Source organism: Proteiniclasticum sediminis (assembly GCF_018128025.1).
Taxonomy (GTDB): domain Bacteria; phylum Bacillota; class Clostridia; order Clostridiales; family Clostridiaceae; genus Proteiniclasticum; species Proteiniclasticum sediminis.
Genome location: NZ_JAGSCS010000007.1, coordinates 1 through 23,299, shown reverse-complemented (window position 1 = coordinate 23,299; position 23,299 = coordinate 1). Strand labels below are relative to the sequence as shown.

Annotated in this window: 14 protein-coding genes and 1 pseudogene; 4 read left to right on the top strand and 11 right to left on the bottom strand. The window is 52.4% G+C overall.

Features of this window, described 5'->3' with window-relative positions; all coding sequences use genetic code 11:
• Positions 1-16: 16 nt before the first annotated feature.
• From KCG48_RS06800 to KCG48_RS06780, 5 genes are all read right to left on the bottom strand, one after another.
• Positions 17-1,378, bottom strand: coding sequence for a sensor histidine kinase (locus KCG48_RS06800; RefSeq protein WP_211800796.1), 1,362 nt, complete (start codon positions 1,376-1,378; stop codon positions 17-19).
• Positions 1,375-2,070 carry a response regulator transcription factor gene (locus KCG48_RS06795; RefSeq protein WP_211800794.1) on the bottom strand — a complete coding sequence of 232 codons (696 nt, stop codon included), beginning with the start codon at positions 2,068-2,070 and terminating at the stop codon, positions 1,375-1,377. The genes KCG48_RS06800 and KCG48_RS06795 overlap by 4 nt, the downstream gene beginning before the upstream one ends.
• A 292-nt stretch (positions 2,071-2,362) precedes the next feature.
• Positions 2,363-3,070: a tRNA (N6-threonylcarbamoyladenosine(37)-N6)-methyltransferase TrmO gene (gene tsaA, locus KCG48_RS06790; RefSeq protein ID WP_211800792.1), complete on the bottom strand. Its 708-nt coding sequence runs from the start codon at positions 3,068-3,070 to the stop codon at positions 2,363-2,365.
• 147 nt (positions 3,071-3,217) lie between these two features.
• Entirely contained in the window at positions 3,218-5,497 is a 2,280-nt protein-coding gene (locus KCG48_RS06785; RefSeq protein WP_211800790.1) for a hydratase, read from the bottom strand.
• A gap of 112 nt (positions 5,498-5,609) precedes the next feature.
• On the bottom strand, positions 5,610-6,989 hold the full coding sequence (locus KCG48_RS06780) for a citrate:proton symporter (protein WP_211800788.1): 1,380 nt from the start codon (positions 6,987-6,989) through the stop codon (positions 5,610-5,612).
• A 255-nt stretch (positions 6,990-7,244) separates the two neighbouring features.
• On the opposite strand from KCG48_RS06780, the gene KCG48_RS06775 reads away from it, so the two are divergent.
• A complete protein-coding gene (locus KCG48_RS06775; RefSeq protein ID WP_211800786.1) occupies positions 7,245-8,177 on the top strand; it encodes a LysR family transcriptional regulator in 933 nt (310 codons plus the stop codon).
• A gap of 68 nt (positions 8,178-8,245) precedes the next feature.
• On the opposite strand, the gene mgtA is transcribed toward KCG48_RS06775, so the two are convergent.
• Positions 8,246-10,771, bottom strand: a complete 2,526-nt coding sequence (mgtA, locus tag KCG48_RS06770; RefSeq protein ID WP_211800784.1) for a magnesium-translocating P-type ATPase — start codon at positions 10,769-10,771, stop codon at positions 8,246-8,248.
• 166 nt (positions 10,772-10,937) lie between these two features.
• Here mgtA and KCG48_RS06765 point away from each other — a divergent pair, with 166 nt between their 5' ends.
• The 3 genes from KCG48_RS06765 (at position 10,938) to KCG48_RS06755 (ending at position 15,220) form a co-directional block, all read left to right on the top strand.
• A complete protein-coding gene (locus KCG48_RS06765; RefSeq protein WP_211800783.1) occupies positions 10,938-11,843 on the top strand; it encodes a LysR family transcriptional regulator in 906 nt (301 codons plus the stop codon).
• A 210-nt stretch (positions 11,844-12,053) separates the two neighbouring features.
• Positions 12,054-13,997 carry an aconitate hydratase gene (locus tag KCG48_RS06760; RefSeq protein WP_211800781.1) on the top strand — a complete coding sequence of 648 codons (1,944 nt, stop codon included), beginning with the start codon at positions 12,054-12,056 and terminating at the stop codon, positions 13,995-13,997.
• A complete protein-coding gene (locus tag KCG48_RS06755) occupies positions 13,994-15,220 on the top strand; it encodes an NADP-dependent isocitrate dehydrogenase (protein WP_211800779.1) in 1,227 nt (408 codons plus the stop codon). Before KCG48_RS06760 ends, KCG48_RS06755 begins: the two co-directional genes overlap by 4 nt.
• Positions 15,221-15,607: 387 nt before the next feature.
• On the opposite strand, the gene KCG48_RS06750 is transcribed toward KCG48_RS06755, so the two are convergent.
• The 5 genes and pseudogenes from KCG48_RS06750 to KCG48_RS06730 form a co-directional block, all read right to left on the bottom strand.
• Positions 15,608-16,843: a nucleotidyl transferase AbiEii/AbiGii toxin family protein gene (locus KCG48_RS06750; protein ID WP_211800777.1), complete on the bottom strand. Its 1,236-nt coding sequence runs from the start codon at positions 16,841-16,843 to the stop codon at positions 15,608-15,610.
• Positions 16,824-17,618, bottom strand: coding sequence for a DUF6577 family protein (locus tag KCG48_RS06745; protein ID WP_211800775.1), 795 nt, complete (start codon positions 17,616-17,618; stop codon positions 16,824-16,826). The genes KCG48_RS06750 and KCG48_RS06745 overlap by 20 nt, the downstream gene beginning before the upstream one ends.
• A 554-nt stretch (positions 17,619-18,172) precedes the next feature.
• Positions 18,173-19,338: pseudogene (locus KCG48_RS06740) on the bottom strand (iron-containing alcohol dehydrogenase).
• 314 nt (positions 19,339-19,652) lie between these two features.
• The gene (locus tag KCG48_RS06735; RefSeq protein WP_211800774.1) at positions 19,653-22,529 is read right to left on the bottom strand and encodes a hydrophobe/amphiphile efflux-3 (HAE3) family transporter; all 2,877 of its coding nucleotides are present in this window, start codon (positions 22,527-22,529) and stop codon (positions 19,653-19,655) included.
• A 3-nt stretch (positions 22,530-22,532) separates the two neighbouring features.
• Positions 22,533-23,096: a TetR/AcrR family transcriptional regulator gene (locus KCG48_RS06730; RefSeq protein ID WP_211800773.1), complete on the bottom strand. Its 564-nt coding sequence runs from the start codon at positions 23,094-23,096 to the stop codon at positions 22,533-22,535.
• Positions 23,097-23,299 lie beyond the last annotated feature (203 nt).

Here is a 23,299-nt window from a genome sequence, read left to right as displayed (position 1 = left end):
TGCCGTTTCTTTACTCTTATTTTTCGGGCAGTTCCACAAAAACTGAAGTTCCCTTTCCTTCCTCACTGGTGACCCAGATTCGCCCATCATGGGCTTCCACCAGGGCCCGGGTGATGGTGAGGCCAATGCCCTTGCCTCCGGACTCCCGACTTCGGGACCGGTCTCCCCGGTATAGCCGTTCAAAGATGAAGGGCAGATCCTGGGTGCTGATCCCAATCCCGTCATCCCGCACTTCCAGGAGGATTCCCTGGGGGCTCCTTTTCAGGATCACCTGAACGCGCCCTCCGGAGTTGGTGTATTTCAGCCCGTTGGAGAGGAGATTCACCAGAATTTGCGTCAGCCGGTCCTTGTCCCCTTTGATCATGAGCCCTTCCTGAAGCTCCGCCTCCAGTTTCTTTCCCTGGGCATGAAAAATCGGGTGAAAATTCTCCAGAACAGAGCCCACCAAGAGGGTCAGGTCCACTTCCTGGACTTGGAGCCGGATTTCTCCGCTTTCCAGGTAGTTTAAATCCCCCAGGTCCTTCATGAGTCCGGTCAGGCGGGCGATTTCTTCCTGGAGGATGGCCAGCCGCTCCGGTGTGGCTTCCCAGACCCCATCAATAATGGCTTCCAGGTGACTGTTGATGGTGGAAAGGGGAGTGCGAAGCTCATGGGCCATATCCGCCGTTAGTCTTCGACGAAGGTGTTCCTGCTCCTTCAGCTGAAGAGCCATGGTGTTAATGGAGTCTGACAGGGCATTGAGCTCAATGGTCCGGCTCGAAACAGGCTTCACGGCATCATAGGCCCCTTGTTCAATCACTCGGGTATTTTCTTGAATCGCGAAGATGGGCCGAAGAAAATTGCCCGATACCTTATGCCGGAGAAGAAAACCGATGCTGAGGGAAATCATAGCCGCCAAAAGGTAGATCCCGTTAATGGTCAGGAGGAACATCCGGTCCTCCTTCACTGCGAAGATGCTCTGGGGACGACCGATGAGAAGACTCCCCTGGGAGCTCCCTTTTATGACCATGGGATAAATCCGATACAAGTACTTGGAGGAATCCATATAGTCTTCCCGGGACGTCTTCCCCTTTTCCACGCCCTGGGGATCGCTGGTTCCCAAAATCACCTTCCCCGATGGGTCCTCCAGGATGACCTCGGCAGACATGGTAAAGGCATAGTGTTCAATCCCCATGAGGGTCAGCGGGGTGAATCCTTCCTGCTCCGCCAGATCCTCCACATAGCTGACAATGGTCTGGTCCTGGGAACGCTGGGCGTTTTGCAGATATCGAGTAAAAAAGATATTCATGCCCACATTGGACAAAATCGTGATGATCAGCACGGAAATCAGGGAAATCAGGGAAAAATACCGTCCCAGGTGCTTCGTAATGGGAATCATCGGGAACCTCCGGAAAACTTGTAGCCCACCCCATACACGGTAAGAATGTAGCGGGGTTCCTTGAGATCATCCTCGATTTTCTGCCGCAGATTCTTGATGTGGGAATCCACCGTCCGGTCATAGCCTTCAAAATCATAGCCCAGCGCCAGATGGATGAGTCGCCCCCGGGAAAAAACCTGCTCCGGGTACTGCATCAGCACCTGAAGAATTCGGTACTCATTAGGGGTGAGGCTCACCTCTTCTCCTCTTTTCTTCACGGTGCGAAGCTGATTGTCGAGGATCAGATCCCCATCACCATAGGCATAGATTTCGGAGAGACTTCCCTTGTTCCGGGTACGGCGAAGGATGGCGTTGACCCGACCCACCAGTTCCCGGGGGCTGAAGGGCTTCGTCATATAGTCATCGGCCCCCAGATAAAGCCCCGTCACCTTGTCCTCTTCTGCGGACTTGGCTGACAGCATCATGATGGGTACATCGGAAGTGCGGCGGATGGCCGTGCAGATCTCCTCCCCGGAGAGATCCGGCAAATTAAGATCCAAAATCACCAGATCCGGTTCCAGCTCCTGAAAGAGCCGAAGGGCTTCCTGCCCCCGGGTTGCCGTGTACACCTCAAAAGAATTCAGCCGAAGATAATCCCCCACCACATCCAGCAGGTTCTCCTCATCATCCACCACCAGTATTTTTTCGGCCATAGCTATCCCTCCTCACCCATTTTCCCTTCATCCTATCGCTAAAACATGAAAAACATATAAAGAACGAAGCGAATCTTTCGCCTTCCCTGGAGCGTAGCTGGGAGATCCACGCCGCGAAGATTCTTTCTTGAATGTATCCCACCGGCGAAAAGTCCCCAGATCCGTCAGCACTCAAGGGCTGTCTTCATCTGGGGACAGAATTCTAGCTTACTCTTTTTTCCTTTAAGCTGCGAAAAAGCATGGGCTTCCCGGATCCACCGGAGCCTGAGATCGTCCAGCTCCTCCACCCTTTTTAGCTGATCTTCGTCACCTCACAGACGGTGAGTACCCCCTCGGCCACCAAAAACCGCACGTCAAAGTCGCCAAAGCGCATGCCATAGACCCGCTGGGGATCATTCTGATAGGAAGGCCGGGGGTCGTGGGCGAGGAGTCCCCGAAGGGTCTCCCGCTGGTCTTGGGGAATGGCCTCCAGAAGATCCGGGGGGATCACCACTAAGAGCCTCCGCTCCGCCACATGGTCCGTGAACCCTCCCGTGGCCTCGGGATGGCTGTCCCCATAGGCCAGGTACGGCTTGATGTCAAAGACGGGGGTGTTGTCCATCATGTCCGCTCCCCGCACATGGAGCACCGGCCCCAGCTGGGGATCCATCGTGATCCGGGTCAGCTTCACCGAGGAAAGGCCCAGGGCGTTGGGCCGAAAGGGGGAACGAGTGGCGAAGACGCCCATGCGGGTGTTTCCGCCCAGGCGAGGCGGCCGCACCGTGGGAGACCAGGTGTCCTTCACCGCTTCGGAAAACTGCCAGATGAGCCAGATGTGGGAGTATTCCTCTAGCCCCCTTACGGCATCGGCATTGCGGTATTCCGGCTCAAAGACCACTGTGGCTTCAAACTCATCCACCAGGCCGCTCTGGCGGGGCACGCCGAACTTGGTGGGCAGGGCCGTATGGATCCGGGCGATGATCTTCATCTCCAGTCCCCGGACTTTTTCTTCCTTCTCCATGGTGTCACTCCTTCTCCTCTTTTTCCTTATTATACTCTGCCCAAGGTCCCCCTGGCAAAGCAGGGCTTCGCCAGAATTTCTTTTTCCGGACAGGCGAAGAACACCGCTGGTGTTTCAATTCAGCGGTGTTCTTCCAGTGAAGTAATGCTAACCTAATGACTTCCGGTTAAAATTGATCAGACATCCTGCGCTGATAATCTTACGTTCATCCTCGGTCATTTCGCCGATACCCAGCTCAAATCCATGGGCTAGATCGTCTAGGACATAGGCGGTGACAGATGGTTTTCCTTCCAAGATGGCATTTTTTATATTTGGAATGAACAGGTAGTCCCCATTTTTAAATGGAGTTTCCCCTTTGAGGATAAATGGAATCATTCCCCAGTTCATCAGGTTGCTGCGGTAACGCTTGGTGGCGTACTCTTCGGCGATGTTGGCGCTGCCGCCGAGAACTCTCTGGCAGCTGGCGGCCTGCTCGCGGGCACTGCCGTCGCCGGGCTTCTTGGCATAGACAAGGCTGCCGATGCCGGTCTTCAGCGTATCCAGGGACTCAAATCCCGGGATGGTACGGACGGTGTCCATGACCTTCTTGAACGCCTCGTCGGTGGCTTCGGGGTTTTCACCCTTTTGCCGGGTCTCTTCCAGGGCGCGAACTTCCTTGGCTTTGCCCACATAGGAAGGATCCTTGCGGGACAGGGTGAACTCCGCCAGTCCCAAGGGATTGGAACGGTAGGTGGAGGTCTCGCCCGATGGAATCAGTTCATCGGTGGTGGTGACAACATCATCAATATAGGCGACAACCTTCATGACCGCATGCTCTTCCAGGGCCGGGATTTCCGGCCAGTCGATGATGCTGGGTCCGTACTGCAGGTCCTTGGACAGCTCCTCTTTCTGGTAGCCGTTATAGACGCGGTTGTCGTAGACGGTTTTGTTGAATTCATAGTCCGGAATGCTTTCCTCATAGTCCACATGGGCGGCCGAGGTCAGGAATCCGCCATTGGCTGCGGTGGCCGCAATGGAGCGGGCATCCATGAGGGCCACGGAGGAAATCTGTCCGAATCCGGGTTTGGATCCTTCCCGGTTGGGGAAGTTTCGGGTGGTGTGGCGGATGGAGAGTCCCGAGTTGAAGGGGGTGTCTCCTGCGCCGAAGCAGGGTCCGCAGAAGGCGGTGCGCATGATGGCGCCAGTGGTCATGAGATCCGCCACATAGCCCTTCTTCGTGAGATCAATGTTCACGGGCTGGGAGGAAGGATACACGGACAGGGAGAAGTCTCCGTTGCCCAGGCTCTTTCCCTGGAGGATCTTCGCCGCGGTGACGACATTTTCATACATGCCGCCGGCGCATCCGGCGATGACACCCTGATCGATCTTCAGCTTTCCATCGACGATCTTGTCCAGGAGTCTGAACTTCACCACATTTTTCTCAAAGAGCTTCTGGCCTTCCAGCTCCGTCTGGCGGAGAATGTCTTCCAGATTGGCGTTGAGCTCGTCAATCTCATAGGCGTTGGAGGGATGGAAGGGCAGAGCGATCATGGGCTTTACGGTGCTCATGTCTACATGGACCATTCCGTCATAGTAGGTCACTTCGCCGGGTGTAAGCTCCACATAGTCCTTCTCTCGGCCATGGACGCGAAGATTCTGACGAACCACCTCATCGGTTTTCCAGATGGAGGAGAGGCAGGTGGTCTCCGTGGTCATGACGTCGATGCCGTTGCGGTAATCCATGGACAGATGGGCGATGCCATCCCCCACAAACTCCATGACCTTGTTCTTCACATAGCCCTTGGCAAAGACTGCCTTGATGATGGCCAGGGCGATGTCCTGGGGACCGACGCCGTGGGTGGGCTTTCCTGTGAGATACACGGCCACCACTTCCGGGCAGTTCATGTCGTAGGTCTGCTTCAGCAGCTGCTTGACCAGCTCGCCGCCGCCTTCGCCGATGGCCATGGTGCCATAGGCACCGTACCGGGTATGGGAGTCTGAACCAAGAATCATCTTCCCGCCGCCGGCCATCATTTCCCGCATGTAGGTGTGGATCACGGCCTGATGGGGAGGAACGTAGATTCCACCATACTTCACTGCGGCTGAAAGACCGAACCGATGATCATCCTCGTTGAGGGTCCCACCCACTGCAGCCAGGGTGTTGTGGCAGTTTGTCAGCACATAGGGCAGGGGGAACTTTTCCAGTCCGCTGGCCTTGGCTGTCTGGATGATGCCCACATAGGTAATGTCATGGGAAGTCATGGCATCAAATTTTAACTTCAGTTTGTTCATATTCCCGGAAGTATTGTGCTTTTCCATGATCCGATAAGCTATGGTGTTCTTCCGAGCGGTTTCTTTAGAAAGGTGATGGGGAACTTCGCCCTGGCCTTCCGGAAGGATTTCCCGTCCATTCAGCAGGTAGACCCCAGAATTATACAGTGTAATCATGGTCTTTCTCCTTTGTTTAAAAAAGGGGGAAACTTCCCCCCTCTTGTATTACTCGGATTGGAGCAGGCTTTCCTTGACGGTCCGCCAAGGAAGCCCCTCCCTTCCAAAAATTTTATAGCGGAATTGCTCCGGTGATGATAAAGGTGAGGACATAGAGCACGAATGCTGGAAGTCCAACAGCCAGAATCATCTTGGAATAATCTACATATTCCACTTCACAGCGCTCGCAGAGGATGAAGATCCAGGCGATGAGCGGGGTGGCATAGTAGGTAGCCAGCGGAATCATGGCGCCCACACCCATAGCTGTGGCAGTGACACCATAGGTGGCAGCCAGCTGAGCCAGGACGGGGAGGATTCCGAAATAGTATCCGTCAGAGCTGAGGAAGATCAGGCCAGGGATACCGAGAACTGCAGTAACGATGGGGAGCCAGTTGCCCATGCCGTTTGGCACGAGGGATCCCAGTCCCTGGGCGATGTTGCTGCCCATGCCGCTGCCATTGAGGATTCCCATGAAGAATCCGGAAGCGATGATCATGGCACCAGCAGGAATTCCTTCCTGAAGCGCATCAGCCAGCATATCCTTCTGCTCTTTGAAGTTGAAACCGTAGTTTACCACGAGAGCGAAAGCGATTCCGATGAGGAAGAGCAGTGCGGAGTTCGCCACACCGGCAACCAGCATGTACATGATGATGGCGGTGGCCACAAGGTTGAACCAGAAGGCCTTGGGGCGCTTCAGCTCAGGATTGTTGTTGCGAACGGCATCGTACATGGATTCCATTTCTTCGGCCGTGATGGTCTTTGCCTTGCTGAGATCATAGCCCAGACGCTTTCTTTCCTTCTGTCCGATGAAGTAAGCCACAACCACAGCGTAGATCATGACGATGGCCATGCCGGGGAGAAGCTTGGGGAAGAGCTGGGTAACGTCCAGATCCAATGCGGAAAGGACTCGGGCCAGAGGTCCGCCCCAGGGTGTCATGTTGAAGACGGAAGTGGGCAGCGCGATGAGGATCGCCAGATAAATGCCCTTGATGTTGAAACGCTTGAAGAGGGGCATAAAGGCTGCGGTGGTGATAAGAACGGTGGAAGTTCCATCTCCGTCCAGGGAAACCATGGCAGCAGTCAGGGTAGCAGCCACGATGATCTTCAGCGGATCACCCTTCACCAGCTTAATGATGGCGATAACCAGCGGATCGAAAAGTCCGGCCATCATCATGAGGGTGAAGTAGGTGCAGGCGAAGAGGACCATGAGGGCGGAACGCATGGTTCCTGCGGTGACCTTGACTTTTCCGTCCACCAGGGCGGATTTGTAGAAGACACCTTCATAGATCCAGTCAAATACATCGGTGAGGGGCTGCTTGGTGATAGCCAGGTAGAGAAGTCCAAAAATAAGGGGAATGGAAATCAGTGCAGCAAAGGGGCTTAACGCTCTTTTGTAGATGGCGAAGATAAAGACGAGCACCATAAGGGCGCCTAAGATAGTCTCTAATGACATGTTGTTCCTCCAATATCCCAAATTGGTTAAATTTGTTGACGGGGCAAAATTTTCGGGCCCTGAAAATTCCTGTCACCGTTTTCAACTGTATTTATAATAAATCTTTAACGAACCTTAATCAAATTGCAGAATTTTATACGAATCATAGGTCTCATCAATATTTCAAAGGCAAAATCTTAAAAAAAGTTTGATATTCTAGGGATTTTCCGCTAAGCTAAAGCTGATTCAATCCCTGCTGACCAAAGGAGAATTATCATGGAATTCAAAGATATCGAGTATGCTCTGGCTGTGGCTAAGTATCACTCCATCACCAAGGCTGCAGACTCCCTCTACATCACCCAGCCCACCCTGAGCACCTATCTCAAAAACATGGAGAAGCGCCTGGGGATCGTGCTCTTCAACCGCGACGGCAACAAATTCACCCTGTCCTATGAGGGCGAACTCTTCATCGAAGAAGGCAAGAAAATCCTGGCGGAACGGGATAACCTCATGAACCGCATGCTGGATTCCCTCCAGTGTCAGCGGGGCCGGCTGAAAATCGCCATTCCCCTCCTTCGGGGAAGCTACCTCATCCCCATGATTCTTCCCAAATTCCATGAAAAATACCCCAATGTGGAAATCTTCCTCACGGAGGGAAGCTCTCCGGAACTGGAAAAGCATGTCCGGGAAGGCCTCTGCGATCTGGTCATCTACAACAAGCCTTCCCATGAGCTGCCCTTTCCCTATGAGTCCCTCCACAAGGAGGAGATGCTTCTGGTCATGAACAAGAAAAACCCCCTGGCGAAAAAGGGAAAAAAGATCCCGGGACTTTCCCATTTGTGGATGGACCTCTCCCTGTGCCAGGGCGAGCCCTTCATCATGCATCTGCCCAGCCAGCATACGGGGCAGATCGAACGGGATCTGCTCAAAAAGTCCGGGGTGAAGCCCCATGTGGTGCTGGAGACCAAGAACCTGGAAGCCTCCTACCATTTGGCGGCCAACGGCTACGGCCTCACCTTCATCTCCGAATGCCATACGGCCCACATTGTCCAGGAGAAAAACGCCGTCTTCTTTTCCGTGGGAAGTCCCCGCACCGAGATGGAGCTCATTGCGGGATATCTCAACCGGGACGCCCTCTCCAATGCCGCCCGGGATTTCATCGAAATTTCCAAAACGATTTTTCAGGAAGAGAGCCTCACTTTGCTTTAATCCTCCCATGAAAAATCCCAACGCTTTTTGTGAAGCGCTGGGATTTTTGGTTTTAGTGTTCAATCTTCTCAGTCCTGGGCTTTCCTTCGGAAAAACCAGACTTTCACCGTTTCCGTGGTGAGGATATAGAGCGCCGTGATGCCGAAAAGTGTCAGCAGCACCACGGGTTTCAGGGGCTCCAGGCCCAGGAAGCTGCGAAAGGGGAGGAAGGGCAGGATGAGGGTGAAAAGCCCCACAAGCAGGGAGGAAAGAAGAAGAAGCGGCGCCGGCCGGCTCCGGAAGAAGGGTTTTCGGGTGCGCATGACGAGAAGAATCAAGATCTCCGTCAAGACGGAAATGGTGAACCAGCTGCTTTGGAAGGTGGCCTCATGGGCCCGGAAATAGAGAAGCAGCACCCCGAAGGTGAGGTAGTCGAAAAGGGAGCTGATGAAGCCAAAGACGAACATGAAGTCCCGGATGAAGCGGACATTCCATCGCCGGGGTTTGGCTAAAACTTCGGCATCCACACTGTCCTGGGCGATGGTCATGGCGGGAAAATCCGAAAGAAAGTTGAGCAGCAGTATCTGCTTGGGCAATAGTGGAAGGAAGGGCAGGAACAGCGACGCCCCAGCCATGCTGAACATATTGCCGAAGTTGGCGCTGGTGGTCACCTGGATGTACTTCAGGGTATTGTTGAAGGTGGTCCGGCCCAGGAGTATTCCCCGGTGAAGGACATCGAGGCCGCTTTCCAGGAGCACCAGATCGGCGGATTCCTTGGCGATGTCTGCGGCATTATTCACGCAGATGCTCACATCCGCCGCATGGAGCGCCGGCACATCGTTGATGCCGTCCCCCATGTACCCCACCACGTGGGATTTTTTCTTCAGGGCCAAAATGATCCGTTCCTTCTGGTTGGGATCCACCTCAGCGAAGATGGTGGTTTCCCCGATTTTTTGCCACAGGGCCTCATCGCTCATGGACCGGAGTTCTTCGCCGGTAAGGACTCCGGTTATCGGGAGTCCCACGGCCTGCGCCGTATGGACCGCAATGAGGGGATTGTCTCCAGTGATGATCCGAAGGCTCACGCCGCTCTGGGCAAGATCCTCAATGGTTTTTTGCACATCAGGCTTCGGGTGGTCAAAAAGAAGTAGAAATCCCTGGAAGGTCATCTCCGTTTCGTCCTCCACGGTGTAGCGGGGCTGCACAGGAACCTCCTTGGAGGCCACCCCCAGGACGCGAATCCCCTGGCCGCTCCAGCTGGCAAAGAGCTTTCGGATCTCCTCCTGGATTTCGGCAGTCATCTCTCGTTCCTCCCCTTTCCAGGCCACCCGGGAGGAATGATGGAGAATCCCGTTGAGGGAGCCTTTGGTGATCAGCTGCTGCCTCCCCGATTCCTCCACCACCACACTGAGCCGTCCCCGGTCAAAGTCAAAGGGGACCTCCCCCACCTTGACCACTCCGGACAGATCCAGGGTCTGGGCTTCCTTGATGGTGTCATCGAGGCTATTGGCCATGCCGGACTGCAGGGCAGCGTTGAGATAGGCCATACGGAACACCCCATCGGAGGGTTCACCCCAGGCGGAGCTGGCTCCGTCGATGCGGATGATCCCTTCCGTGAGGGTGCCGGTTTTATCCGTACAGAGAATATCCATACTGCCAAAATTCTCAATGGCGTTGAGCCGACGTACAATGACGCCGGATTTTGCCATGATTCGGGACCCCTGGGAAAGGGTCAGGCTGATGATGGCGGGGAGAAGCTGGGGGGTGATCCCCACGGCCAAAGCCACGGAAAAGAGCAGGGAGTCGATGGCAGGCCGGGCATAGAGCACATTGATGGCAAAGACCAGCAGGGTCAGGATGAGCATAATCTGGGTGAGGAGATATCCAAAATGGCGGATTCCCCGTTCAAACTCCGTTTCCGGCGGACGCAGCGTGAGCTTCTGGGCAATGGCGCCATAGGCCGTTTCCTTTCCCGTCTTCACCAAGAGCACTTTCCCGCTGCCGTTCTGCACGCTGGTTCCCATGTAGACACAGTTGGTCCGGTCCTTCAGAAGCGTCTCCTCCGGAACCTCCCCCGGGGCCTTTTCCGTGGGCAGAGATTCGCCGGTGAGAATAGACTGGTTCACCCGCAGTTCCAGGCTCTCCAATAGAAGGCCGTCAGCGGGGATGAGGCTCCCCGTGGAGATCAGAATGACATCCCCGGCCACCAGTTCCCGGGAGGGCAGTTCCACCACCTGACCGCCTCGCAGCACCTGGGTTTTCACTTGGACCTTTTCCCGCAGTTCCTGTAAGGCTTCGCTGGCGCTGTACTCCTGGAAAAAGCTCAGAACGGAGCTGGCCAGAATGATGAGGAGAATGATCCCCGCATCGATCCAGTCTCCCGTGAGGGCGGAAATTCCAGTGGCCAGAAGAAGGATGAGGATGATGGGGTTCTTAAACTGGGCGAGAAAGGCCAGGAGCTTGGAGGTGGATTTCTCCTGGGTGAGAACATTCTCCCCCTGGGCCGCGAGACGCTCCTGGGCTTCGCCCGATGGGAGTCCTTCCGGAACGCTCTTGAGTCTCCTTAGCGTTTCTTCGGCAGGCTGGCTCCAGTAAGACCATTGCTCCTTTTCCATGGTGTTTCCCTTCTTTCCCTTCATTTGGCTTCATTATAGGTCTCCCCAGAGCCCATCTCAAGCCGTTCACGGATATTTCATTCTTCACTTCCCCTTGCCCCTGAACGTTCTTTCAGGCTATACTGTCTTCAACAGCCGGCCCTTGGGCTGGAGAAGGAGGTTCCCTATGGATTTTCGAAGGCTCACCTATATTGTGGAAGTGGCTAAAGCCCGCTCAGTCACCGCCGCTGCCCATAAGCTCTACATTTCCCAGCCTGCCCTTTCCCAGGTTCTGGCCCAGGTGGAAGCGGAAGTGGGGGTGAAGCTCTTCGACCGAAGGGAATCTCCCCTTCGCCTTACCTATGCAGGGGAACTCTATGTGGCCACGGCCAAAGAAATCCTCGCCTCCTACGAGACCATGAAGCGACGATTGGCCGATGTGGCTGAAGGCAACGAGGGCAAAATCACCCTGGGACTTCCCGTGGAGCGCAGCGGCTATATGCTTCCGGAGGTTCTGGCCAAATTTCAGAAGACCTTTCCCCAGGTTTCCCTGTTGCTGGAAGAAGGCGGCGGAAAACGCATTCTGGATCTCTTGGAAAATCATGACGTGGATCTGGTGATCCTGCCAAAAAGCGAAGAATCCCAGGAGGATAAATTCCAGCGTCGCCTTATCTACCCGGAGGAAATCTTTGTCCTCGCCCAGAAACCTCTCCCCGAGACCCAGGGGAAAGATTATGTGGAGATGAAGGACCTGGCGGCTTACCCCTTCATCCTGGTGAAACCAGGCCATGCCATCCGCCTTCGCACCGATGAAATCTTCCGCCGCAGTGGGGTGACCCCCAGAATTCTATTGGAAACTGCCAGCAACCTCACCGCAGCCCAGATGGCTTCCCGGGGGCTGGGGTTAGCCATTGTACCCAAAAGGACCATCGATGTCCTGGCGGTGAAGGATCAGCTTCAGGCTTACACCATCGGAATAAATCACGAGACCTGGGATGTGGATGTCATCGCCCGGAAGGACCACTATTTCACCCGCTCCGAAGAGTATCTCATCCAGCTCATGCAGGAGGAATTCTCCGACGTCACCCTGTAACCTGTTTTTTCTAACCGCCGACACAAATCGGCGGTTTTTTCATGTCATAAGGTTTTCCTTATGGGGGTCATTGAATCTGGGTATTCGTCAAACTCCTGCTTATCGCGTACGATGACAAAGAGAAGAAAAACAGTCAATGATTTCGCCATTTCCTTTTCTTAATCGGTTTTTCGTCAGCGAGTCAAAATCAAGAGCGCAGGGAGAATAAAGATGGGACTAACCTTAACAGAAAAAATACTGCAGCATGCGGTGAAGAACGAAAACCTAACAAGGGGGAGCCGCATTGGCCTCTATGCCGACCAGACCCTCTCCCATGACCTGAATGTCATCATGACCTACCTGGCCCTAGAGAACATGGGCCTGGAAAAGAAAAAAGTTCCCGAGGCCTTCCAATATGTGGATCACAACATGATCCAGGCGGACTTTAAAAATGCCGACGATCACCGCTATATCCAAGGCATGGCAGAAAAGCTGGGGATCACCCTGGCCAAGTCCGGCAGCGGGATCTGTCACTTTATGCATCTGGAGCATTATGCCAAACCCGGAAAGGTGCTCATCGGCGGTGACTCCCACGTACCCGCCTGCGGCGGTGTGGGCAGCTTTGGCCTGGGCGTCGGGGGATTTGACAATGCCTTGGCCATTGCCGGAGAACCGGTGTACATCTCCATGCCCAAAATCGTCCGGGTGACCCTCACGGGAGAGCTTCAGCCCTTTGTTTCCGCCAAGAATGTGGTGCTGGAGCTTCTGCGCCGCGTCGGCGTCAAGGGCGGTGTGGGCAAGGTCTTCGAATATTCCGGAGAAGGGGTCCTCACCCTCAATGTGTCCGAGCGGGCCACCATCACTAACATGGGTACGGAAACGGGAGCCACCAGCTCCCTCTTCCCCAGCGATGAGGAAACCTTGAAGTGGCTGAAGGCCTTCGGCCGGGAGGAAGACTATGTGCCCCTATCCGCCGACGTCGATGCCCGCTATGATGAGGACATTTATATTGATCTCACGGTCCTGGAGCCCCTCATCGCCCTCCCCAGCCTGCCGGACAAGGTGGTCCGGGTTCGGGAGGTGGAAGGCACCCCCATCGATCAGGTCATGATCGGCAGCTGTACCAACACCTCTGCCCAGGACCTTCTTCAGGTGGCGAAGATCCTGGAAGGCATGGATGTGGCTTCCTCTGTGGAACTGGGAATCTACCCCTCCTCCCGCACGGTTATCCGAGAACTTCTGAAAAGCCCTGCCTACCGGAGCCTGGTGACGGCTGGCGCCCGGATCTTTGAACCCAGCTGCGGAGGCTGCAATGGCTGCGGCTTCGCCCCAGCCACAGGAGCAATATCCCTGCGCACCACACCCCGGAACTTTCCAGGGCGAAGCGGAACCAAGAATGACCAGGTCTATCTCACGGCTCCCGAAACCGCCGCCGCGTCTGCCCTGCGCGGTGTCATCACGGATCCCCGGGATCTGGGGAAAAAGCCCGCCGTCTACACCCTTCCGGAGCGGTTTGATGATCACCAAAAGGACTACCTCCATTTCCCCGGAAATCCCCAAGCCCAGATCATCAAGGGATCCAACATCACCCCCATTCCGGAGTTTGGGACCCTGCCGGACACCGTGTCCCTTCCCGTGGTCCTGAAAACAGGAGATGACATCACCACGGATATCATCTGCCCGGCGGGAGCGCTCTATCTGCCCATCCGCTCCAACATTCCGGAAATCTCCAAGGTGTCCTTCCACCTGGTGGATCCCACCTTCCATGACCGAGCCAAGGCGCTTCAGGGAAGTATCCTGGTCACCGGGGCCAACTACGGCCAAGGCTCCAGCCGGGAACAGGCCGCCATCATCCCCCGCTATCTGGGGATCCAGGCCATCCTCGCCAAGAGTTTTGCCCGGCTGCATCTGGCCAATCTCGTCAACTGGGGCGTCCTCCCTTTGATCTTCCAGAAAGACCAGGACTATGAGGCAATTTTGCCCCAGGATGTTCTCCAGATCGAAAACACGGGAGAGCTTCAGGAAGGTCAGCTTGTCCTCGTACGAAATCTGACCCAGGGGACCGCCTTCTTCGTCAATCTTCCCCTCTTCCAGGAGGATATTGATGCCCTGAAGCATGGCGGGACCGTCAATGCGGTGAAATACAAACTTCAAGCAGAAGGAGCAAGAGCATGAAAAAAATTGAAATGAAAAATCCTGTGGTGGAGCTCACCGGTGATGAAATGGCTGCGGTCATCTGGACCATGATCCGGGAAGACCTGGTGAAACCCTATGTGGAGCTGAAAACCGAAACCTATGATCTGAGCATGATGAACCGGGACAAAACCGAGGATGCCGTAACCACCGAAGCCGGATGGGCTATTCGGAAGAACGGGGTGGGCATCAAGTGTGCCACCATTACTGTGAACAGGGAGAAAATGGAGCGGTATGGGCTGAAGGCCATTTATCGGAGCCCCAACGCCACGGTTCGGGAAATCATCGACGGCACCATTATCCGCCGACCCGTGGTCTCCCCCTACGTGAAGCCCCTGGTGACCAGCTGGGTAAGTCCCATCGTGGTAGCCCGTCATTCCTTCGGAGATATCTACAAATCCTTCTCCCGGGTGGTGCCGGAAGGCGCAAAGGTCTCCCTCATGGTGGACCATGCCGATGGCCATCAGGAGGTCCTCCCCTTTGAGTACTTCCCCGGTGACGGGGTGGTCATGGTGCAGATGAACTTGGACGACTCCATCCGCCGTTTCGCCGATGACTGCTTCCGCTATGCCCTGGATGAGCATCTTAATCTCATTTTCTCCACCAAGGACACCGTCTCCAAAACCTACGATGCCCGCTTCAAAGAAATCTTCCAGGAGCTCTATGAAAGCACCTATGCTCAGGATTTTAAGGATAAAAATCTCACCTACCGCTATATGCTCATCGATGCAGCCTCATCCATGATCGTTCGCAGTCCCGGCAACCTTTTATGGGCCTGCAAGAACTACGAGGGCGATGTCTTGGGGGATCTCATTGCCTCGGGCTTTGGCAGCTCTGCCATGATGTCTTCGGAGCTCTACGGCATGGACAACAGCTATGAATATGAGGCCTCCCACGGCACCATGCCGGATCTCTACCAGGACCATCTGTCGGGAAAGCCCACCTACGTCAATCCCACCAGCCTCATCTATGCCTGGGCCAATGCCCTGGAAAAGCGGGGAAACCTGGATGCCACGCCGGATCTTGTGACCTATGCCCAGGCCTTGAAGTCCGCGGTCATCGACACCGTCGATGAAGGACACATCACACCGGACCTGAAGCGGCAGTACACCCGGGAAACCTATGAAATCACCCGCACGGAGGACATGATTGCCCTCATCCGGCAGCATCTGGAGACTCGTCTGAAGAAGGCTTTCTCCGCCTGATCCCCTACCCTAAATGTGCCAATCCCAAATTGGATAGCGCCGGTGCCCAGGGCTTTGCCCAAGCCCGGTATACGGCGTGTTTTTTGAAACCGAAAAGGAGCCTGCCCTCTTAAAATGTGAGGCAAGGCTCCTTTTTGGTACTTCATTCCATAACCACTGCATCATCATAAGACCCCTGGATTTTATCTTCCGCTGGCTAAAAGTCTTTCCCCAGTGAACTCTTTTGATGATCTTTTAGATAAGTAAGTTCGATAACCGAAAGCAACTTTCGCAGTCCACTCGAAAGTAAAACCAATAGAAAAAACTGTTCAGGATCTTAAGTTTCTCATCTTTTCATCTGGTCAATGAACTCTATATATATCCGAGATCAGAAGACCAACCGACTAATTAAACTCTTTTAAAATTTAGATCATCCATCGACGTTTCGCCAAGGACGTGCAGGATCTGCGGAATGTCAACAACGACTGCGAGTTCCCATAGGATTCTATCTATTCGCTTTCTAAATAAATCTTGGCTTAACCCCTTCGTACTTTTAAAATTAGCTTCTAGAACCGACCTGGCTTCACGAATAAGCCGTTGACGTTCCGCCCCCTGAATAAGTTCAAATTTTAGCCTTCCAATGAGCTGCTCAAATTCTCTAAACTGAGTAATTTTCATGTCATCCGAAAAAATAAAATCTGCCAGGAGATCAAGTTGATACCCCACGATTGCCCATTCTGTTTTGTCTCGATTCACAGATTTTCGTAAGTATAGTGCTTGAAAATCTTTTGCTCGTTGAAGCAGTGGTCGGTCACTTTCGATATTCTTTACTCTATTGATCAATCCTTTCATATCCTCAAAGAGGATCTGTTCATCATATGCGATGTTATGAATTTGACATTCGACCTTGGCTAATCTCTCGTAGATTTTTCTGATCTGTTCTTTATGATTTAATACTTGTTCGACATTAGAAATAAATAACGTGATCACATCATAGATTTGCTTCACTTGTTCATCCGATCTTTCGTCGGAAATCCCGATGGTATTGGGACCTAACGTCGTCAGCTTATCCGCAAAGAGGGTTTCGAAGGCTAAGATATTAAACTCCTTCGTCGTTTCTAACGCAAAGAGCTTTGGCTCTTTGATCTTGTTGATGTCATATTGGTCCTTAGAAAAATTGAACTCAATTTTTACTTCCTGTTTTCCTTTCGAGGCGTACAGTTCTTTTTCACTGCATATACTAGGAACTGTCTGATAATAGGTTTCAAGGGCATTCAAACCCAGTTTAGGATTTTTCGGAACATAATATCGAAACTTAAAGTAATCCTCAACACCATCAAACTCATCTTCAATTTCAGCAATAATTTGGTGAACTTCATCCCGATCGGCTTGGCAGATCATATCAATATCAACACTTGTTCTCTGCGATGCCATAGGAACATAAAATTGTGTCGCAGCTCCTCCTTTTAAAATAATATTGTCGCCTAATTTCTTTTGCAGTTGAAGGAATATCTCTAAATCCCAGATAAAAAGTTCAAACTTTGAGAGCGAGTTGAAACCAAACTCTGCCATTCGTTTTTCAATCTCACTTCGCAAAAAGACGTCTTTTTCTAAAATAATATTTTTAGTATTGATCAGTACCATCTGCCTCCTTCATCTGATAACGCATAAACTCAATGGTTTTTTTAGTGGCTTTATTCAGTTCTAAAAGCCAGTTTATCTCCACTGTAATCCCTCTGTCTTTAGCAGCAGATTTGATTTTTGTCCTAGTGATCGTGTGATTTCTTTCCAAGCTTTCATATACTCGAGATAATTCAGGAACGGAAATACCGTATTCCAGACGAGTAATGGCATAGTACAAATCGATAAATCCCTTTTCTTTCTGTGCGATACTGTTCGTGGCTAAGGAGAAATCCTTGCCTTTCAGCAATATTACATCCACTTTATTCCTTAGAACAGGGCTTTCAAAGAAATCCCGTTGCTTTTCAGTCAGTGCGATCATATCTCTGCCATTTAAGACTTCTTGAATTTCTTTCATGCCTGATTCTTCGATAATCACAATCACCGGGAAACTTTCCGGTATATGGAGAATTTCTCCAACTAAGGAGTCTAATCCTGAAATATAAAAGTTGTATCCATACTCCACCAAACTATCATAAATCGCTTTGGATTTTTCCTGCAAATATGAGTAGCCTGCGGATACATTATCGACATTTTTTCGTAAAGAATACATCCCGTGTCCAGTTTTATAGAGCTTTCCACGCTGGACTAAAGAATACAGCCTCCAGGAAATGGTCTTTCGATTCGTCTCTGGAAATAGCGAATAAATCATTCTTAGACTCAGTTCTCCCCCATTCACCATCTTTTCCGAAAGCGTCTCGAAAAATTTCTCCTCCATCGTTACCGTTTCTCTCATCATTTGATCCCCTTTTCAAAATATTATATTCAAAACTAAGTTTTTCTACTTATAGTTTGATGTTATCAAAACTATTTTAACTAAACAATCTTTTGCTGTAAAAGTTTTGATTATTTAGCTCATCATCCCCCTGGACCAGAATAGATGGTATTCCTGCCCTCTAAATCTTGTTTCTAACCCCGATGAGCTGAAGCAATCGTATGGGAATTTTCTCACATGATTCTCAAACTATGTATTGTTGCATTTTTTTGATTCCAAATACAACGTTGATTTTACTCTTCCTCTATCGCAAACCTCATGCTGAATTCTTCTAAAGGGCGACTCTCTAACTCATGGATAACGAATCGGGGATCTCCTCTCTTGGCGTTCGTGAAGGGAGGACCCTCCCGCTCTTTCCTTGCTTAGCAGGAGATGTTCCCACCCAAAGATTTCCCAATTGAACGCAAAAGATCGAGCCCCTTTCCAAAAGAGGTCCCGATCTTTTTCTGTCCCGTCGATGATGCTAAATTCTCTTGCGCATATTTTTATGGAGGCGAGGAGACATGAATGCTTCCAGTTTAGAGGCACATCTGGTAAATCTTCTCGATATCCGCAGCATTGAGCGGCTGGAAGGCTTGCTTTGTGCCCCCAATCTTTGCAGCTTTTTCGGCCATGGTCTTAAAGAGAGCGTCATCAATCCCCAGTTCCGTGAGAGTACGCTGAAGCCCTAAAGTGTCATAGAAGAATGCGCCCATGTGCTGGATTCCGGCCTTGGCCAGCTCCATATCCGGCAAGGAAGCATCCAGATCAAAGACATTCACGGCCAGCTGCCGGAATTTTTTCACCGTGGTTTCATTCAAGGTGTACTCCATCCAGCGGGGGGTGAGGATGGCCAGTCCCAGGCCGTGGGTGATGTCATAGTAGGCGGAAAGCTCATGTTCCATGGGGTGGCAGCTCCAGGTGTGGGTTTTCCCTCCGTTGACAAACTTGTTGATGGCCCAGGAGGATGCCCACATGAGGTTGGCCCGGGCTTCATAGTTCTCCGGCTCCTTCATGGCCACGGGGGCATATCTCAGGACGGTTTTCATCAGCCCTTCCATGACCGTATCCAGCATGAAGAGGTCCTCTTCCGGAGTGAAGTACACTTCCAAGATATGGCTCATGATATCCGCCGATCCGCAGGCGGTCTGGTAGGGTGGGACAGTATAGGTCAGCGTGGGATCCAGGAAAGAAACCTTCGGCTGCATGACGGGGAAGTTCAGGCCGATCCCTGGGTCTTCGGATTGCTGATAACGCCGCTGGCATTCATTTCCGAACCCGTGGCGGCCAGCGTCAGGACGGTGAAGACAGGAAGGCACTGTTCCACTGCAGTTTTCTTCGCCAAAATATCCCAGGCGTCGCCCTCATAGTAGGTGGCAGCTCCGATGAACTTCGTGCAGTCAATGACGGAACCGCCACCCACTGCCAGCAGGACATCGATTTTCTCGTCTTTGCAGATCTTGGCCCCAGCATTCACCGACTCCACCCGGGGATTGGGATCAATGCCGGACAGTTCAAAGAGCTCCAGTCCGGCGTTTTTCACTTCCCCCAAAATCTTGTCATAGAGTCCGCTTTTCTTGATGGATCCTCCGCCATAGGTCAGCAGAACGCGAGTTCCATACTTTTTCAGCTCCTCACCCAGATGGCCTAGCTGATTCTCCCCAAAGTATACTTTTGTGGGAATGTCATACACAAAATTCTTCATCTTTTCGCATCCTTTCTTCGTTTTCCAAAGTTGTCGTTGAATTCTTCAGGTTCATGGAACCCATGCCTTCTCGTCAAAATACACCTTCTGTTGCAGCAAAGTCAATATATTATCGAAATAATATTTCCTTATTTCGCTATAATGAGCATTTATCCATTTCATTTTTCCCCTGATTCCAACATTTTTTCCTCCCTCCACGGTTTCCCAAACAGCCGAAAGGAACCCCGCCTCTGACTTTGATAGAATCAGTTGCTGAAGGATCCTTTCCTAAACACTTATCCGGTCCATGAGTGAGGCCGGCCTTTCGAGTTGGTTTATGCGCTTTCTGCCCGGTCCTCCGTTTGCAGTTCCGCGGATTTCTCCATGGCTGCCATCTCCTTTCTAGAAAAGAGGAATCGATCTAAAATGTAGAGAAGGGGCGGAAGAAGAATAAAGGTGGACAAAATGGCCAGGGAAATATTTACCACCGTCATAATCCCGAAATCCTTCAGGATGACGAAGTCCGACAAGAGAAGCACTGAGAATCCACCCACAGTGGTGAGGCCCGATGCCAGGATCGCCATTCCGATGGACTCCACGGCAATACCCATGGCCTCCACTTTTGCCACGCCCCGATTTCGTTCCTCCACATAGCGTTCCATGAGCATGATGGTCATCTCTGTGCCCATGCCTAGAACCAATGCACCCAAGGTGGCCGTGATGGGCGTGAAACGGATCCCGAATAGGTACATGAAGCCGCTGGAAAGGCCGATGATGCTGACCACCGGAAGGATAGGGATCAGGGCCTTCACAAGATTCCGGTAAATCAGAAGAAGGATGGCAAAGATGAGAAGAAGTCCCAGTCCTGTCATGGCGATGCGCCCTGATGTAAGCCCTTTCACCATTTCCACATCCAGAACACTCTTACCAGCGACTTCGCCGGTGAAGTTATGCTCCGACAGCGTCACCTTCAGACTGTCGATAAAGGCGGAAAGTTCCTCTGTGGAGAGATGCTTAATATTGAGGAGCATGGCGCCCTGAGTTTTATCTTCAGTGATGAACATACGAGCCATGGCTTCCGGCAGTGTCTTTGCCGTTTCGGCATAATCTTCAGCTGTGTGACTTCCTGGGCCGGCCAAAGTCATAGCCGAGTCTGCCAGAGAACGGACATCAGTGATGATTTCCGGGTACTCCATCTGCAGGTCCTCCCCCAGAGACAGCAGATAGGCCAGACTATGAGCGCTGCTTAAATCATCGCCCTTAAAATACAGCACTACCTGGTCCGTGGAACCCATTACCTCCCGTACAGTCTTCAAATCCGTCAAAGCAGGCATATCTTGGGGCATGAAAGCTTCCATATCCGTCTCCACTCCAATGCGTGAATCCATGAGGAAACCTAGTGTGGAGAGGAGAACAATGAGGAGAATCACAGGGTATCGAAGTTTCAGAATCCCTTGGGTGAATCCTTGGGCAAGGCGTTTTTTCTGCGGGAAAGCGGCTAACTGACTTCCCGGGTTAATCCTGGATTTTGGCTGGGGAACCGTGACGATTTTTCGGATCTGGAGTATAGGAAGAAGCAGGAAGAGACTGCCCAGGAAGCTGATTATCACCCCCAGGGTGAGCATCTTTCCGAAGTCCCGGATCATGGGTACCGGAGAAATGTAGAGGGAGAGGAAGCCCAGCACCGTGGCAAGAACTGCGATGAAGACCGCTTTTCCAAGATACTTCACCGTGTCGGCCACAGATCCTTCCTCCTGGTACCGGTTATGGAACTGAATGGAGTAGTCGATGCCCAGACCAATGAGAATGGGGAACACCGCCATGGACACCATGGTGACGGGCACGCTGATCCAGCCCATGAAGCCTAGGGTGGCGATGACCGATACGGTGATCACCAGTAGGCTGAGCATCCGCCACTGAACCTTAAAGACTAGGGCCAGTACTACCAGCATGATCATGAGGGCAAATAACACCATGGTCATCATGTTGATCTTCATTTCCGACTTCAAGGCCGTATCCAGCACGGGTTTTCCCGAAACCACATAGGACAAGGTGTCAAACTTTTCAGCGGTGAGGGCTTCCTTCAGCGAGGCGATGACATCTTCCTTCTGGACGTCGGTGAGTCCCCCTTCCAGTTTCACGATCATCATGGCCGTGTCCTCATTCTGCACCACATTGGTGAAGGCGGAACGAAGCTCTCCCTCCTCATAGAGAAGAAGATCGGCTTCTTCCTGGGTCTTCGGCAGGGTCGGCTCCAACATGGCAGACTTTTCCTGGAAGGTGGAGAGGGCTCCCGCGATATTTTGAAGATTGCCTCCCATAGTGGTGAACCCTTCAGCCATGGTCTGCAGCTCTGTCACTGTGATCCCGCCACTGAAGCTCGAGGCCATGCCCTGCGTTTCTGTGGCAATCTTTTCCTTGATGATGCCCAAGGCAGTTGCCGTATCCTGAGTACCCCCCACCAGGAGTGCGGCCTTGGCTGACAGATTCTGAAGCCCTTCTGCGCTCTTTGTCAGATTCTCCGAAAGAACCCCCAGCTGCATCTGAAGAGCAGAATTTCCGGTAGCGGTCTGTCCCAGATCACTAAGCTTCTGGCCCATCTCCTGGAGTCCAGCAGCTGTGGCAGCTGTACCTTGGGAAATCCCTGTCATGCCCTGCCCCAGGGTGGTCTGACCCTGGATGAGCCGGTCAAAGTTCGCCGTGGCGGAGGAAAGGCTCTGGATCTTCGCCTCCAAAAGCGCAGGATCAGGCAGTTCCTTTTCCAGAAGAGTATTTCCGATGTCAGTGAGTGCACCACCCATGCCAGTAAGTCCTTGGGTAAGTTCTCCCATTTTACCCGTGATCATTTCCGTCTGCTTTACAGTCATTTCATGGATCAGGGAAGCAGGGCTCATGAGGGAGTAGATCCCCGCTTTGTACTGAAGCCGGTTCTCCACCCGCCACATACGGGCGAGATTATCCACGGCGAGAATGGCTCCTGGCTGTTCTTCCTGAAATAAGACCAGGATAGAGTCGCCGCCAAAGGTAGCCTCCATGTCCGTTTGGTTTTGGTACACCTTCGTCTCCGAGCCCACCAGGGTATCATTTCCCGTGGCCATGCTGATTCCCCGGGCACCAGCGATCATGACGATGCCCACGGCCAAGGTGGCAAAGAGCACCCGAAAAGGATGATTCTCTATACTTTTTCCGATGAATGTAAAAATTCTGTTCATACGTCACTCCTTGTATGCAGTGGTGAGAATTAGGGCCAGATGTTCCACATGGCGCCGGATTCGCTGGGGATCGGTTTCCGGAAGATAGAGATAGGACAACAGGGTCCCCATGATCATCCGTACTGCTTCATCGCTCCGTTCTTCGGGGATGCCGGAAGCGCCGAGAATACTTCCGATGAGCCGACGGATTTCTTGGGTAAAATCCGTCTGTCCCATGCTCTGAAGCACCGAGGCCTCATTCAGAATGAGGCGAATCGTCTCATGATGCTCGGCAAGAAAGGTGATGCGGTTAAGCAGCAGCGCCTGCAGACGAACTTCCGGAGCACTCTTTCCGGGGACAATCTCCACCTCAGCCAGGGTGGTCTGAAGTATGGGCGCTACCCCCGCCAGAAAAATTTCCTGTTTACTTTTAAAATATCGAAAGAGTGTCACTTCACTAATGTTGGCCGCTTCAGCAATCTCCGCCGTGGTCGTTCCCCGGTAGCCCTTTTCCCGAAATAACCCCAGGGCACGCTCAATGATCTGGATTCGCCGGTCTTCCCGGGTCATGCGTATCGATGTCTTCATCGTAATCCTCCTAATGTTAGTAAGCACTTACTTAGTGTAACAGACCTTTTTCTATTCGGCAAGCTAAAAATGAAAGACGTATGAAAATTACCTAGACCTTTTGAGCTACTCCTTGCCGAGATCTCGCTTAGTGTAGAATTTTTGTTGGATGAAAAAAGAGAATAGCTCTAACCGTGTTATGATACAAGTTGCAACAAAATAAC